Source organism: Mycobacterium sp. E3251, assembly GCF_001666835.1.
In the GTDB taxonomy this organism is placed as follows: domain Bacteria; phylum Actinomycetota; class Actinomycetes; order Mycobacteriales; family Mycobacteriaceae; genus Mycobacterium.
Genome location: NZ_LZJF01000048.1, coordinates 1 through 13,621, shown reverse-complemented (window position 1 = coordinate 13,621; position 13,621 = coordinate 1). Strand labels below are relative to the sequence as shown.

Annotated in this window: 15 protein-coding genes; all 15 read right to left on the bottom strand. The window is 69.5% G+C overall.

Annotated features, from left to right (window positions below):
- Positions 1–122: 122 nt before the first annotated feature.
- Positions 123–1,262 carry an alkaline phosphatase family protein gene (locus tag A5697_RS06100; RefSeq protein ID WP_068008844.1) on the bottom strand — a complete coding sequence of 380 codons (1,140 nt, stop codon included), beginning with the start codon at positions 1,260–1,262 and terminating at the stop codon, positions 123–125.
- Between the two features lie 83 nt (positions 1,263–1,345).
- Entirely contained in the window at positions 1,346–2,131 is a 786-nt protein-coding gene (locus tag A5697_RS06095; RefSeq protein ID WP_255394672.1) for a DUF6390 family protein, read from the bottom strand.
- On the bottom strand, positions 2,128–3,258 hold the full coding sequence (gene hypD / locus A5697_RS06090; protein ID WP_067943143.1) for a hydrogenase formation protein HypD: 1,131 nt from the start codon (positions 3,256–3,258) through the stop codon (positions 2,128–2,130). The genes A5697_RS06095 and hypD overlap by 4 nt, the downstream gene beginning before the upstream one ends.
- A 12-nt stretch (positions 3,259–3,270) precedes the next feature.
- Complete coding sequence (locus A5697_RS06085) at positions 3,271–3,543, bottom strand: HypC/HybG/HupF family hydrogenase formation chaperone (RefSeq protein WP_067943180.1); 273 nt, start codon at positions 3,541–3,543, stop codon at positions 3,271–3,273.
- Between the two features lie 11 nt (positions 3,544–3,554).
- On the bottom strand, positions 3,555–4,667 hold the full coding sequence (hypE, locus tag A5697_RS06080) for a hydrogenase expression/formation protein HypE (RefSeq protein ID WP_068008843.1): 1,113 nt from the start codon (positions 4,665–4,667) through the stop codon (positions 3,555–3,557).
- Positions 4,664–5,332, bottom strand: coding sequence for an SIS domain-containing protein (locus A5697_RS06075; protein WP_067943139.1), 669 nt, complete (start codon positions 5,330–5,332; stop codon positions 4,664–4,666). Before A5697_RS06075 ends, hypE begins: the two co-directional genes overlap by 4 nt.
- A complete protein-coding gene (locus A5697_RS06070) occupies positions 5,325–6,047 on the bottom strand; it encodes a HypC/HybG/HupF family hydrogenase formation chaperone (protein WP_067943137.1) in 723 nt (240 codons plus the stop codon). The genes A5697_RS06075 and A5697_RS06070 overlap by 8 nt, the downstream gene beginning before the upstream one ends.
- Before the next feature lie 3 nt (positions 6,048–6,050).
- On the bottom strand, positions 6,051–8,405 hold the full coding sequence (gene hypF, locus A5697_RS06065) for a carbamoyltransferase HypF (RefSeq protein ID WP_068008841.1): 2,355 nt from the start codon (positions 8,403–8,405) through the stop codon (positions 6,051–6,053).
- Position 8,406: 1 nt separating this feature from the next.
- The gene (locus tag A5697_RS06060; RefSeq protein ID WP_067943133.1) at positions 8,407–8,664 is read right to left on the bottom strand and encodes a HypC/HybG/HupF family hydrogenase formation chaperone; all 258 of its coding nucleotides are present in this window, start codon (positions 8,662–8,664) and stop codon (positions 8,407–8,409) included.
- A complete protein-coding gene (locus A5697_RS06055) occupies positions 8,655–9,164 on the bottom strand; it encodes a hydrogenase maturation protease (protein ID WP_068008837.1) in 510 nt (169 codons plus the stop codon). Before A5697_RS06055 ends, A5697_RS06060 begins: the two co-directional genes overlap by 10 nt.
- A gap of 144 nt (positions 9,165–9,308) precedes the next feature.
- On the bottom strand, positions 9,309–10,634 hold the full coding sequence (locus tag A5697_RS06050) for a hypothetical protein (RefSeq protein WP_067943129.1): 1,326 nt from the start codon (positions 10,632–10,634) through the stop codon (positions 9,309–9,311).
- Positions 10,631–11,278 carry a DUF6084 family protein gene (locus A5697_RS06045; protein WP_068008835.1) on the bottom strand — a complete coding sequence of 216 codons (648 nt, stop codon included), beginning with the start codon at positions 11,276–11,278 and terminating at the stop codon, positions 10,631–10,633. The genes A5697_RS06050 and A5697_RS06045 overlap by 4 nt, the downstream gene beginning before the upstream one ends.
- Complete coding sequence (locus A5697_RS06040; protein ID WP_068008832.1) at positions 11,275–11,901, bottom strand: DUF5947 family protein; 627 nt, start codon at positions 11,899–11,901, stop codon at positions 11,275–11,277. Before A5697_RS06040 ends, A5697_RS06045 begins: the two co-directional genes overlap by 4 nt.
- On the bottom strand, positions 11,898–12,800 hold the full coding sequence (locus tag A5697_RS06035) for a NifU family protein (protein WP_068008830.1): 903 nt from the start codon (positions 12,798–12,800) through the stop codon (positions 11,898–11,900). The genes A5697_RS06040 and A5697_RS06035 overlap by 4 nt, the downstream gene beginning before the upstream one ends.
- Before the next feature lie 4 nt (positions 12,801–12,804).
- Positions 12,805–13,621 (bottom strand): nickel-dependent hydrogenase large subunit (locus A5697_RS06030; RefSeq protein WP_197500932.1); only part of this gene is annotated, 817 nt, incomplete at its 5' end.

Here is a 13,621-nt window from a genome sequence, read left to right as displayed (position 1 = left end):
GCCACCGTAGCAGCGCGGGGTGGGTGGTGGGCCGGCGAGTTCCCTTTGAAAGGGCTTAAAGATAGCGCAATTTCGGCTGTGAGCGTCTCCCGGGAAACGGCCGCGCGGCGGCACGGCGGCGACTAGTGAGCCGCGGCAGGGGATTTGAAGACGATCAGCGGGATGGCCGTTTCGGCGGGCGTCGCCGCACCGTGAAAGCCTATGAGGCGAGCCGTTTCCGGCGGCTCGTGCCCGGTCGCCAGCACGGCGGCATCGCCGGTGCAGACCACGACGACATCACCGATGCGCGCCAGGTGCGCCGGGCTGACCGGTCCGAACATCCCGGAGGCCACCGCCTGCTCGCGGCTGTACACGTGCGCCCGGCCGTCGAGCAGCTCGCTCCAGGCCGCCTGCACATCCGCCGCGGCGCCGGGCTCGGTGTGCAGGTAGCGAACCCTCGGCTCGCCCGCGACCACGCGGACTCCCGCGGCCAGCCGCGGGTCGGTGTCGAGGTCGACCCGCGCGTCCGGTGGAACGTTGAAACCGCCGTGGTCGGCGGTCACCAGCAGCGCCGCGTTCGGTGGCAGCGCCTCGACCAGGCGGGTGAGCAGCGTGTCCACCTGGGCCGCCGCTTCGTGCCACTGGGACGATCCGACGCCGAACACGTGGGCCGCGGTGTCCAGGGCCGCGGTGTAGCCGTAGACCAGGCCCGGCGCCGCGCGCAACTCGTCGGCCACCGCCCGCGCGTTGTCGTCGGTCGGCTGGATCGGGCGGAACTCGGCGCCGCGGTACGCCGCCTCGGTCAGCCCGCTGCCCATGAACGCGGCCGGCAGGACGGCGCGCGCGCTCACGCCGGCCTTGTTGAGCCGCCCGAACCAGGTGGGTAGGGGCTGCCACTCGGCGTGCGGTGGGTCGTCACGCCACAGGATGTGGTTGAGCACCCGATCGGTGCCCGGCACGTTCAACGTGAAGCCCAGGATCCCGTGCTCGCCGGGCTGCGCCCCCGTGCCCATCGACACCAGGCTGGTCGGGGTGGTCGACGGAAAGGTGCAGGTGAGCTCCGTGAGGTGGCCAATCTGCCCGGCGAACACGGAGGCGAGCAGCGGGGCGCTGCCGGCCAGCTCGCCGAGGAGGTGCCAGCCCAGGCCGTCGACCAGCACCACCGCGACGCGATCAACCTTATCGGCGCCGACCCAATCGGTCAGGCCCAACTTGTCGACGGCGCCCGGCGCGCCGAGCAGCGCACCGGCGGCGGGCAGCACATCGCAAAGGGAACCGGGCACGGGGGCCAGTCTGGCACGAGCAGGTCCCCAATGGCGGCGACCCACTTCGCCCAGTATGGCCGCGCTCGTGATCGCCGCCGACCCTAACGGCGGCGACCCACTTCGCCCGGCATGGCCGCGCTCGTGATCGCCGCGACGCGCGCCAGTCGCTCGCTCGTCACCCGCAGCTGGCGATCGGTTGCGTCGGCGAGGGCGCGGACCTGCCGCGGTGACAGACGGCCACACAGCCGCCCCCAGTGCAGCGCGACCTCGTCGCCCGCACCGACATCCGGCACCGCGCTGTACCCGTCGACCCAGACGTCGAACACAGCGGACGACGGTTCGGACAGGGCCATCCCGTCGCCGTCGAGCACCAGAGTTCGGCGCAGCACCTCGATCCGGTCGCGGTCGCGGGAAAGCACGGTTCCCCAGGTAATGCGGCAGTTGTCGAGCACGTTCAGGGGATGTTCGTCCATACCCCGGCCCAGGAACCGCGTCCACGGGTACACGCCGAACACGTGAAAACAGTGGTTGGCGGCGGCCTCACCGGCCAGGTCCGGCGTCAGGTGGGACCAGTAGCGGCCCGCCTGCGGGCCGATGATCGCCAGCAACGCGGTGAAGAAGTCCCGGGGGTCCAGGTCGGCGCCGACGCCGCCGCCCAGCCAGTACGACTCGACGAGCCGGTAATCCAGCGGGTCGGCGATCCCGGTCAGGTTCGACAGCACCCGCAGGTACGGCCAGGCCCCGGAGAACTTCGTCGCGGCCCGGCGCACCTCGTCGACCGAACCGTCGCGCAGGGTGGCTCCCAGCGGGGGACCGCAATAGCCCAGCGCGTTGGGCGCGTACGCGTAGCGCGCGAACATTTCTGGGCCGTCGGTGTCACCGGTCAAGCGCGCCCCACCAGCTTGACCGCGTCCCGATGCATGCGCCCGAAGTTGTAGTAGGCCGCGCACGCGCCCTCGGGCGACACCATGCAGGTGCCGATCGGGGTCTCCGGGGTGCACGCCGTGCCGAAAACCTTGCACTCCCAGGGCTTGAGCACCCCCTTGAGCACCTCGCCGCACTGGCACGCCTTGGGATCGGCGACCCGCACGCCCGGCATCGCGAACCGCAGTTCGGCATCGAATCCCGAAAAGTCGTCGTGCAACCGCAGCGCGCTTTGTGAGATGAAGCCCAGCCCGCGCCACTCGAAGTGGGGCCGCAGCGCAAAAACCTTGCCCATCAACGCCAAAGCGGCGGGATTGCCCCGCTCGGGCACCACGCGCGTGTACTGATTCTCCACTTCGCAGCGGCCCTCGCGGATCTGAGTCAACAGCATCGCGACCGCGGCCAGAATGTCCAGAGGTTCAAACCCGGCCACCACCAACGGCTTTCGGTACACCTCCGGCACGAACCGGTAGGGTCGGTTGCCGACCACCGTGGACACGTGCCCGGGGCCGATGAACCCCGACAGGCGCAGGTCCGGCGACTCGAGGATGGCCTTGATCGGCGGGACGATCATCACGTGGTTGCAGAACACGCTGAAATTGCTCAGTTTCAGGTCGCGCGCCCGGACCAGGGTGACGGCCGTCGACGGTGCGGTGGTTTCGAAACCGATGGCGAAGAACACCACGTGCTTGTCGGGATTGTCGAGCGCGATCTTGAGCGCGTCCAGCGGGGAGTAGACGAACCGCACGTCGGCGCCGCGCGCCTTGGCGTCCAGCAGGCTGCCGTGCGATCCGGGCACGCGCATCATGTCGCCGAAGCAGGTGAAGATCACGTCGGGCTGGCCGGCCAGCCACATGGCATCGTCGATGCGGCCCATCGGGATCACGCAGACCGGGCAGCCGGGGCCGTGCACAAGCTCGACGTTCTCGGGCAGCAGGTGCTCGATGCCGTGCCGGTAGATCGTGTGCGTGTGCCCGCCACACACTTCCATGAACTTGAACTGCTCGCCGTCGGCACCGGCCAAGCGCTCGATGGCGCCCAAAAGCTTGCGGGCCGCGGCCGGATCACGGAACTCGTCAACGAATTTCATGACGGTCCTTTCTCAGACGATCGATGAGGAGTCGAAGGCTTGGATCTCGGTGTCGTAGGCGTCGCCGAGCTTCTTGACGGCGGCCAGCGTGAGCAACGCCTCGGTCTCGTCGATCTTGGCCATCGCGAACCCGACGTGAACCAGGACCCAGTCGTCGGGTTCCGGCATGTCGTCGGAGAGCAGCCGCACACTGATGGTGCGCTGCACGCCGCTGACGTCGACCTTCGCCAAATAGTCACCGGGATCGGTGATCTCGACGATCCGCCCCGGAATTCCCAAACACATGGTCAGCTCCTTCAGCAAATCCTCGGCAGGGGGTCGCCGACGAGCATGTCGACGATCCGTGTTCCGCCGAATCCGGTTCGCAGCACCACGCTTTCGGCCGGTTCGGTGACGATTTCCCCGACCTCGGCCGCGTCGGCGCCCAAGGGATGCGACCGCAGGGCCTCGAGCCCGGCCGCCGCCTCCTCCGGCGCGACGACCGCGACGAACTTGCCCTCGTTGGCGACGTAGAGCGGGTCGATGCCGAGCAGCTCGCAGGCGCCGTTCACCATGGGCGCCACCGGAAGTCGTTCCTCTTCGAGCAGCACCCCGAGGCCGCAGGCCTGGGCCAGTTCGTTGCAGACCGTGCCCACCCCGCCCCTCGTCGCATCACGCAGCCAGCGGGTGGACGGCGCGGCCGCCATCAACAGCTCCACCAGCGGGCTGACCGACGCGGTGTCGGAACCGATGTCGGCCTCGATGGCCAGGTCGCCCCGCGCCAGCATGACCGCCATGCCGTGGTCGCCCATCGAGCCCGACAGCAGCAGCTTGTCACCGGGCCGCACCGACGCCGCGGACAGCGTGCGTCCCGCGGGAATGACACCGGCCCCCGCGGTGGTCACGAACAGGCCGTCGGCGGCGCCCTTGGGCACCACCTTGGTGTCACCGGTGACGATTTGCACCCCCGCCTTCGCCGCCGCCGCCGCCATGTCGGCGACGATCTCCTTCAATTCGGTGATGGGGAAACCCTCTTCGAGGACGAACGCCGCCGAGATCCACGACGGCACGGCACCGGCCATCGCGAGGTCGTTGCACGTGCCGTGCACGGCGAGGGCGCCGATGGAGCCGCCCGGGAAGCGCCTGGGCTGCACCACAAACGAATCCGTCGACATCGCAAGGCGTTCACCGCTCGGCAGCGTCAGGACCGCGCTGTCACCGAGTGACTCCAGCAGCGGGTTGCGGAACGCCTCCACGAACACCGCGTCCACCAGCGCCGCCGACGCCTTGCCGCCAGCGCCGTGCGCCAGCGTCACGTGGTCGTCGAGCAACCGGGGCCGGCGCCTGCGGAAGGACTCGATGCGCTCGATCACCTCGCCCTCGGCGAATCGTGGCCCCGACGAAAGGTATTCACCCGCCGACTTGTTCATGCCGCCCCCATGCCTTGCTTGCCGCCCAACTGTTGGTGCACGCTCAGCCACAGCTGATAGCCCAGCAGCGCTTGCGATTCCTGGATCCGGTGCACGCTCTGCGAACGAACGACGAAGCAGGCATCCACATTCGGATTGTTCGCGAACGCGCCGCCGTCGTAGCCGGCGAATCCGATGGTGTACAGGCCACGTTGACGCGCCTCGGCCAGCGCGGCGAGCAGGTTGGGCGAACCGCCGCTGGTCGACATGGCGATCGCGATGTCACCGGCCCTGGCGCGGGCGATCAACTGCCGGGCGAACACCAACTCGAATCCGACGTCGTTGCCCAGCGCGGTGAGGATTGCCTGATCGGTGGTCAAGGGCCACGCGGGCAACGGCATGCCGACCGGCGGCCGGGCGAACAGCCTCGCCAGGGTGGTGGAATCGGTGCAGCTGCCGCCGTTTCCGAAGGTGAACATGCGCCCGCCCGCCGCGAAACGGCGCGCGATCTCGGTGGCGGCCCGATCGAGCACCGCGGCGTTCGCGTCCAGCGTCGAGCGCCGCAGCGCCAGACTTTCGGCCGCCTTCGCCTGCGCCGACGCGGCCAGGTCAGCCAGCAGCGAGGCGGGATCGTCTTCCTGAGCGTCGATGAACGGATACAGGAAGTTGGTGGGCTCGTCACTCATGAATGCCCTCCTCCTCTATGCGGGCGATCGCCATGCCGGCGTGCACCAGCATCAAGTCCCCGGCGGCGACGGGGTCGATCAGGGTGGTCAGCACGTTCTCGATGCCGCGCGCGGTGCGCACCGTGGCGTGCCCGTCGACCGACGCCGTCACCGCCTCGCCGGGACGCCCCTCGTCGCTGCAGGTGACGCAAACCGATTCGGCGCACTCGGGTTTGAGCAGGCCGGGGTGCTCGAAGCACACGTGGGTCAGTTCCCACAGCAGGTGATAGAACAGCACAAAGCCACCCGTCGCGGGCACCCGCGGATCGGGGTCGTCGAGCCACAGCACGTGGTCGGCCATGCCCGCGCCGGGGCGTTCGCCGCTGCCGATCCAGATCGTGGTGGCGCCCCACGCCGGCGAGCGCCGCATGACCGAGCGGACCTGCGCGTCGTCGGCTCCCGAAACCGCGACCACGATGTCGCCCGGCCGCACGGACACTCGCACCAGGTCCACCAGGTCGGGTCCGGTCAGCGCCACCGCGGGCAGCGCCCGTTTGCCCATGATCACCGGGTGCACGAACTCGACCGCGATGTGCAGCGCGTGCGGCTCCCACGACGGCGCGATGGACCACATGGTGGCGCCCGCCGCGAAGCGCTTGGCGAGCGTGAAGGCGGTGGCGGCGAGGTCGTCGGCCAATTCGGCGCCCAGCCCGCGATCGATGGCTGTGGTGGTCATTTGTCAGCCCTCCTCCCGCGCCGTCAGCATGGCGATCACGGCCTGCCCGAGGGCGAGCCCGCCGTCGTTGGGCGGAACGATGTGGTGGGTCAGCACCTCGAATCCCGCCAGCTGCAACCGCTGACGACACGCTCTTCGCAACAACACGTTCTGGAATACCCCACCGGTGAGGCCGACCAACCGGGTGGCGCCGGCCACCTGACCGACCACCTTGACGACGGCGTCCGCGACGGCGTCGTGAAAAGCAGCGGCCAGCAGCGCGGGTCGCGTGCCGCTGTACAGCGCCGACACCAACGTCTGCACCATGGGGGCGGGGTCTATCACCCCGTCGGCGCCGACCGCGAGCGGCAGCGACGGCCTGGTCTGGGTACCCGCCGATTCCGCCAGCGCCTCCAGCTCGATGGCGGCCTGGCCTTCGTAGTCGATGCGGTGCCGCACGCCCAGCAGCGAGGCGACCGCGTCGAACAGGCGGCCCATGCTCGAACAGGGCACACATCCGGTTCCCGTCTCCAATTGCGAACGGGTCAGGCGCAATTCGTCCGGCGTCGCGGCCAGGACGGGGGCCAGGTCGGGTGTCCAGTCGATGCCTGCCGACCACAACTGCGACAGCGCCATCCGCCACGGGTTGCGGACGGCCGCATCACCGCCGGGCAGTGGTACCGCCGAGAGGTGGCCGGCCCGGACGAATCGCTGGCTGTCGCGGCCGAGCTGGAGAATCTCCCCGCCCCAGATGGTCTGGTCGCACCCGTAACCCGTGCCGTCGAAGCAGACCCCGACGACGGGTTCGCCGATGCGCCCGTGCTCGGCCAGCAGCGACACCACGTGCGCGTGGTGGTGCTGGACGAGGTCCAGCGGTCGACCGTCCGCCCGGCGCTCCGCCCAGCTTCGGGTGTGATACCCGGGGTGCAGGTCGGCGGCCAAACGCGCCGGCTCACCACGTATCTCGCTGAGTTGGTGCACCGCCCGCTCGAACGCGCGCAGCGTCTCCCAGGTGCCCATGTCGCCGATGTGCCCGGACAGGTAGGCGCGCGAGCCGTCGGTGAGGCAGAAGGTGTTCTTCAATTCCCCGCCGACGGCCAGCACCGCCGGGCACTCGACATTCAAGTCGACCGGCAGCGGTGCATACCCGCGGGACCGCCGGATCGGCAGTTCGCACCCGACGCCCTCGTCCTTCAACACCCGCACCACCGAGTCGTCGCACGGCACGTGGATCGGGCGGTCGTGGTCGAGGACCGCATCACAGAGTGCCGGAAGTCGTTGTCTGGCATCGTCATCGGTGAAACAGATGGGTTCGTCGGATCGGTTGGCGCTGGTGAGCACCAGCGCGGCGGGGGGCGGGTCGGCGGCGCGGGGCACGCGCGCCAGCAGCAGGTGATGGATGGGGGAGTACGGCAGCATCAGTCCCAGCAGCGGGCTGCCCGGAGCCACGGCGTCGGCGATCGGCGCGATGTCGTTCGGGGATCGGCGCCTCAACAGCACGATCGGACGGGCGGGACCCAGCAGCACGGCGGCCTCGTCGTCGTCGACGTGGGCGTAGCGGCGAGCGATCTCCAGATCACGGACCAGCATGGCAAACGGCTTGGCGCCGCGCGCCTTTCGCGCCCGCAGCGCGGTGACCGCCGCCTCATCGCTGACGGCGCAGGCCAAGTGGTAGCCGCCGACGCCCTTGATGGCCACCACCGCACCGGCGGCCAGCGCGCGTTGGGCGGCCGCCAGCGCCGCGTCCGACCCGTCGACGCGTCCGCCCGCCGACCGGAACGACAGGGACGGCCCGCATTCGGGGCAGGCGATCGGCTGCGCGTGGAAGCGGCGGTCCGCCGGGTCGTGGTATTCGGCGGCGCAGCGCGCACACATGGTGAACCCGGACATGGTGGTGGCCGGGCGGTCGTAGGGCAGCTCGCGAACGATGGTGAACCGCGGCCCGCAGTTGGTGCAGGTGATGAAGGGGTGGCGGTAGCGCCGGTCACGGTGGTCGAAGAGTTCGGCGACGCAGTCGCCGCACGTGGCGATGTCGGGCGGAATCGGCGTCGCCTCGCCGGGGACGTCCCGGCTGGCCACGATCCGGAACCCGCGGCCGGCGCCGGCGTCGGCGGCGAGCTCGCTCACCGTGACGTCGCTGATCCGGGCCAGCGGTGGCGCCTCGGCACGGAGGCGGCGGCCGAATTCAGCCAGGCGTGCAGGCTCGCCCTGCACCTCGAGGAACACCGCGCCCGAATCGTTGCCGACGAAGCCGGACAGGCCGAGTTCGGTCGCGATGCGGTGGACGAAGGGCCGGAAGCCCACCCCCTGCACGACACCGGTCACGGTGAAGCGCTGCCGAACGTCGCGGTGCCGCAGCAGCAGGGGGGACGAGGTCATCTCAGCCGACCTCCGGAAAGTCCGTGCGGCCCCGGCCCATCAGCTCCAGACCCGCCAGCGCCTGCTCGGCGCCCGCGCGGTCCGTCTTCTCGACGGCGAACCCCATGTGGATGATTATCCAGTCGCCGGGCGCGAACGTCTCCTCCGGCAGCATGCCGACGTTGACCCTGCGCTGTTCGCCGGTGACGTCGACCAGGGCGAGCTGCCCTTCGAAGCCGTCCAGCATCCGGATCACTTGGCCGGGGATCCCTAAACACATGGCTCAGTGCTTTCTCGGCTGGTTGCGGCCGAGTGCGCCCGCAACGCCGCGACAATCTCCTCGACGGCCCGCGCGGCGCGCGGAACCGCCTGGGCCACCGGCTCGGTGAGGCCGATGCCCTCCTCGACGCTGCCGGCCTCGCACCCGACGACGACCGTGTAGGGCGGATCGCCGCCCAGCGCCCGCAGGCTGGCGAACACCGCGGCCGGATCCATGCTGTGGCCGTCGAAACCCATTGCGGTGGAATCTGCTTCATGATCGGCCTGGAAGACGTGCAACGTGCCGGGGTTGCCGCGGCTGGGGACCGCGTCGACGAGCACCAGGGTGTCCCAGTCCTCGAGCAGGTCGTAGGCAAGGTGCATCCCGCGGATGCCGTAGTCGGTGACGCGGACGGTCGCACCGTCCTGCGGGATCTCGGCGGTGCGGATCACTTCTGATCCGAATCCGTCGTCGCCCAGGAAGATGTTGCCGATGCCCGCTACCAGGATGCGCGCTGTCATTTCAGCAGCCGGTTACATCCGCCTCAGTTTCAGGTAGCGGCGGGCATCGGGCAGGGATGTCACCCCAAGCACCACTCCGATCGCCACCACCAACGCGATGATCGCGATGAATATCCAACCCAGGATCTCCATCTCGGACTCCTTTCACGAGTTTGCCGGGCTGCGTTGAGCTTCCAGAGGCTCGATCTCGTCGGGGGAGAAGTACAGGTAGCGGCCGTACCAGTCATGCAGGTCGGCGGCCGGGTCGTCCTCGACGACGACCGCGACGTGCTTGGTGCCGTCGACGTCCTCGTGCACCGAGGTGACGCGGGCGGTCTTGCCCGCGACGAAAATGTCCTGCGCGTCGGCGTTGCGCCTCGGCCGCAATCGGACCCGGCTGCCGCGCGCTACGCGGACCCCGTTCACCAGCACCGCATCGATTTCCGGGCGTACGGCGTTATCGGCCAGCGGATCCCACCAATCGACCCCGTCAGGGATCTCCGGGACCAGCCCCGAGATCGCGTGCGGATCACGCAGCACGCCGTGCAGGCGAGCCATCGCGTCGGGAGACATGGCGTCACATTGGTCGATGATCCGCGCCGCCCGTGGATCGGTGGCCCGGGCCTGCGCCTTCTCCTCGTCCGTCATGGTCATCACGCGCAGGGTCAGGATCTCGTCGATCTCGGTGCAGTCATACAGGGCGGTATCGCTCTGCTCGGCGACCTCCGGGTGGTCGTAGAGGATGATCGGCGAGATCAACAGCAGGTCGCGGCCGCCGGGCGGGCCGGCCAGCACCGGAAAGCAGCGGTGCTGGCTGCACCGGGATGCCGCATCGACGGCCGCGGGCGGCGGCTCGAGCAGCGAAACGAACTGCCCGCCTGCGAGTTCGGCGATGACGTGTGTTCCGATCATGGACCGCGCGATCGCGTCGTTCTTGTCCGCTGCACCGTCGCCGATGTTGCTGACCCGCACCGACACCCGGCACAGGTCGCCGTCCGCCTCGCTGGCGACCGTGAGCACGCCACGTACCTCCCGTCGTTGCCGCACCAGGCGCCCGCCATCGAGAAATTCGATGTCGGTGCCCGCGTCCGCCGTCACCGACAGTGTCCATGGCCCGCCGTCGAGGGCGACAGGGCCGAAGGACCTTTCGCATTCGACCGCTTCGTCCCAGGTCAGCCACGACCCGCCCGGGGTGGCGAGCTCGTCGACGGGCTCGTATTCCCCGGGGGAGACTTCGCGCTCGGCCCGGCGGTGCTGCAACTGCAGGAACCGCACCATCAGGGTCAGCTCCCCGGCGCCGTCGGCCAGAAACTGTGCTGCCAGGGTGTCGTCCTCGCCCAGTCCGGCCTGCGCGGCCCCCGGCGGGCCCAGAACGCCGAACTGCCAGCGTGATTGGTTCTTGGTCGAGGTGCCGCGGTACGGGTAGAGCAGATAGCCCTCGTAAAGCACCGCGTCGGCGACGGCGCGGGCCCGGTCCCAGTCGGCCGTCATTGCGCCGTCTCCCGGTCCGCGTCCAGCAGTGAGGTGATCGCGTGGTCGAGGTCGAGCAGCCCGTGCGCCGACTTGTAGGTGGCCAGGGCGGTGATGGTTTCGTGGCTCAGCCGCAGCCAGCCGGCGTTGGGGTAGTGCTGGGCCATCAGCTGCCGCCACACCGTGACCGGCATGTCGTAGCGGCATTCACAGTCCCACGGAACTTGCTGGACGGAAAATCCGCGTTCGGATTTGACGAAAATCGTTCCGCTGAAGAGGAATTGGAGCGGTAGCGCACCGTCGCGCAACGCATGCAGATATTTGGCGGCGGCAACTTCGAAATCGTAGGTGCAATCCAACGGCAGCGCCACGGTCGTGTTGCCGGCGAAACCCTGCACCATCGCGGTGCAGTGCTGCCAGAGGAAGGTGCGCTGGGTGCTCGCCCACCGTTCGCGCGGCCCGAACAGGTCCAGCAACCCGTCGGCTTCGGCGTCGGAGTACGAGCGTCGCAGCGGCTCGATGCGGACCTGGCAGCGCAGGGCGATCGCGTGCACCGGGTCGACCGCGCCACCACCGGTGTCCACGGCGACCCGCGCCGTCAGCACCGGGCTGACGGTGTACGGCTCCGGCGCCACGTCCAGGACCGAGAAGTCGACGTCCATCATGGCGGTGTTCTCACAGCGCGCGCTTCGAGGTGGGAGAAGAAGCCGTCGATGAACTCGCGCGCCTCCTGCCCTCCGTCGAACCCACGCCACAGCATGCGCAGCCGCCCGACGAATTCGTAGCAGGCGTCGATGGGGACGAGATAGCTTTGCGGCGCGCCGGATTCGGGGACCCGGACCAACAGCGCCTCGACGTCGTCGGCCAGCAGGCGCACCCGGGCGTCGGCGCCGCTGAGCGTGTCCCAAACATTTAGCGCGAGTTCGGATTCGCAAGCGCCGGCCGGTCCGGGATAGAAGGCGACGGTGCGCCCGAGTGCGGAGTTCCTGAAGAAGAAGGCGACACCCACCGGGATCTGCAGCGCCTCCCAGGCGCGGCGATCCAGCGCGAAGCCCGGGAATGACAGATACCGGTCGGGCACCGCGCGGTAGCGGAGTTCCGCCCGGGAGTCGGTGAACAGCAGATAGCAGGCGCGGCATACGCACATGAGCTGGCGGTCGGCCACGTTCACCACGTGCTGGTGTGCGTCGGCGATCGATTCCGAGCACATCTCACAGCGCTCCCCGGCCGGTTCGGGGGCCGCGCGATTGCTGCGGATGCGAGTCAGGACCTCGTACGGGGTCGTCATGCCGGGGCGCCCATCGGTTCGGCCAGCGCTACCGATGGCACTCCATCGCGACGCAGCAGGGGGAGCGGCTCGAGGTGAGCGCCATCGGGACCGGCGCCCGCATGCACGACGTCGAACTGTGTGCCGCAGCGCGGGCAGCCCAGCAGCGTCTCGCGCAGTCGTGCACCCGCCAACGAGCCGTCACACACCGGACAGTGGTCGTGGTAGGCCAGCGGCAGGTCGCCGACCCTGCACACCAACAGCGGGGTGTCCGACACCAGGAATCCCGCTACCTCGCCGGGCTGCAGCTCGGCCAGTTCGGGTACCGGGTACCAGGTCGAGCCGGTCGAATGCAGATGGGCCAGCAGCGATTCGGCGGGTATCACGGCCGGGCCGGGCGCGGATTCGGCGGTCAGCACCTCGATCGACGAGACCTCGGGCGCGGCGGCGCGCACCGCGTCCTGGACCGCCAATTCCAGCGTCACCGCCGATGACGGACAGCTCTTGCAGCTGCCGGTGAATGCGAGGCGCACGGTATCGCCGTCGACTCCGATCAGGTCGACGTCACCGCCGTGCGAGCCCAGGTACGGCCGCACCCGGTCGAGCGCGTCGGCCACCCTGCGGTGCACGTCGTGGGGGTGCAGGCCGTGGACCAGGAGCAGGCTGGCCACCAGGTCGTCGGTGGCCAGCCGCTCGGCCAGGCCGGGGCCTGGTCCGTCCCGAGGGCCCTCTTGGGCCAGCAGCATGATCCGTTCCAGCCCGGCCCCGTAGAGTCCGACCACTTCACGGACCAACTCCCTCGCGCGTTCCTGCGCAGCCGGCCCACCCGCCGCGCAGGAATCCAGCAGGGTCTGGATCCGATCGCCCGCCGTGCGCCAACGCGCCGCACTGTCGTCAAGGGTTTCCGGGCGATCCACCATCTCCTCACTCCCCGACGGGTGACTGAGTTGGCGTGTGCAGTCTCTCCAGCGTCTTGCCCTTGCCCAGATACATGTGCACGCCACAGGGCAGGCACGGATCGAAGCTGCGCACCGTGCGCATGACGTCGATGCCCTTGAAGTTCTCCCGGCTGTTCTCCTCGAAGATCGGTTGACCCTGCACCGCGTCCTCGTACGGCCCGGGCGTGCCGTAGCTGTCGCGCGGGTTGGCGTTCCACGGGGTGGGCGGGTAGGGGTGGTAGTTGGCGATCTTGCCGTCCCGGATCACCAGGTGGTGGCTGAGCACGCCGCGCACCGCCTCGGTGAACCCGCACCCGATGGCTTCGTCGGGCACCTCGAAGCGCTCCCACGTCTTGGTGCGGCCGGCGCGGATCTCGGTCAACGCCTTCTCGGCGAAGTAGAGCGCGCACGCCGCCGCGTAGGCCTGGAAGTAGGTGCGCGCCCGATCCCGCTCGATGGTGTTGCTGCCGTATTTGGGCACCTTCCACTCGAACTCGACCGGGCCCTTGAGCGCGGTCTTGGGCAGGTTGATCTTGACGCTGTTGCCGGTCGCCTTGACGTAGCCGATGTCGACCAGGCCGGCCAGCGCGGTCGACCACAATCGGGCCAGCGGGCCGCCGCCGGTGTCCAGCGCCAGGTGGTCCATGCCGTCGAACCAGCGCGGCGACATCACCCAGCTGTACTTGCCGCCGTCCATGTCCCGCTTCTGCGGGTGCGGGTTGGTGTGCTGGTTCCACGGGTGGCGCCGGTCCACCGCGTTGCCCAGGGGATCGGTCTTGACGAACATCTCCTGCTCGGTCCAG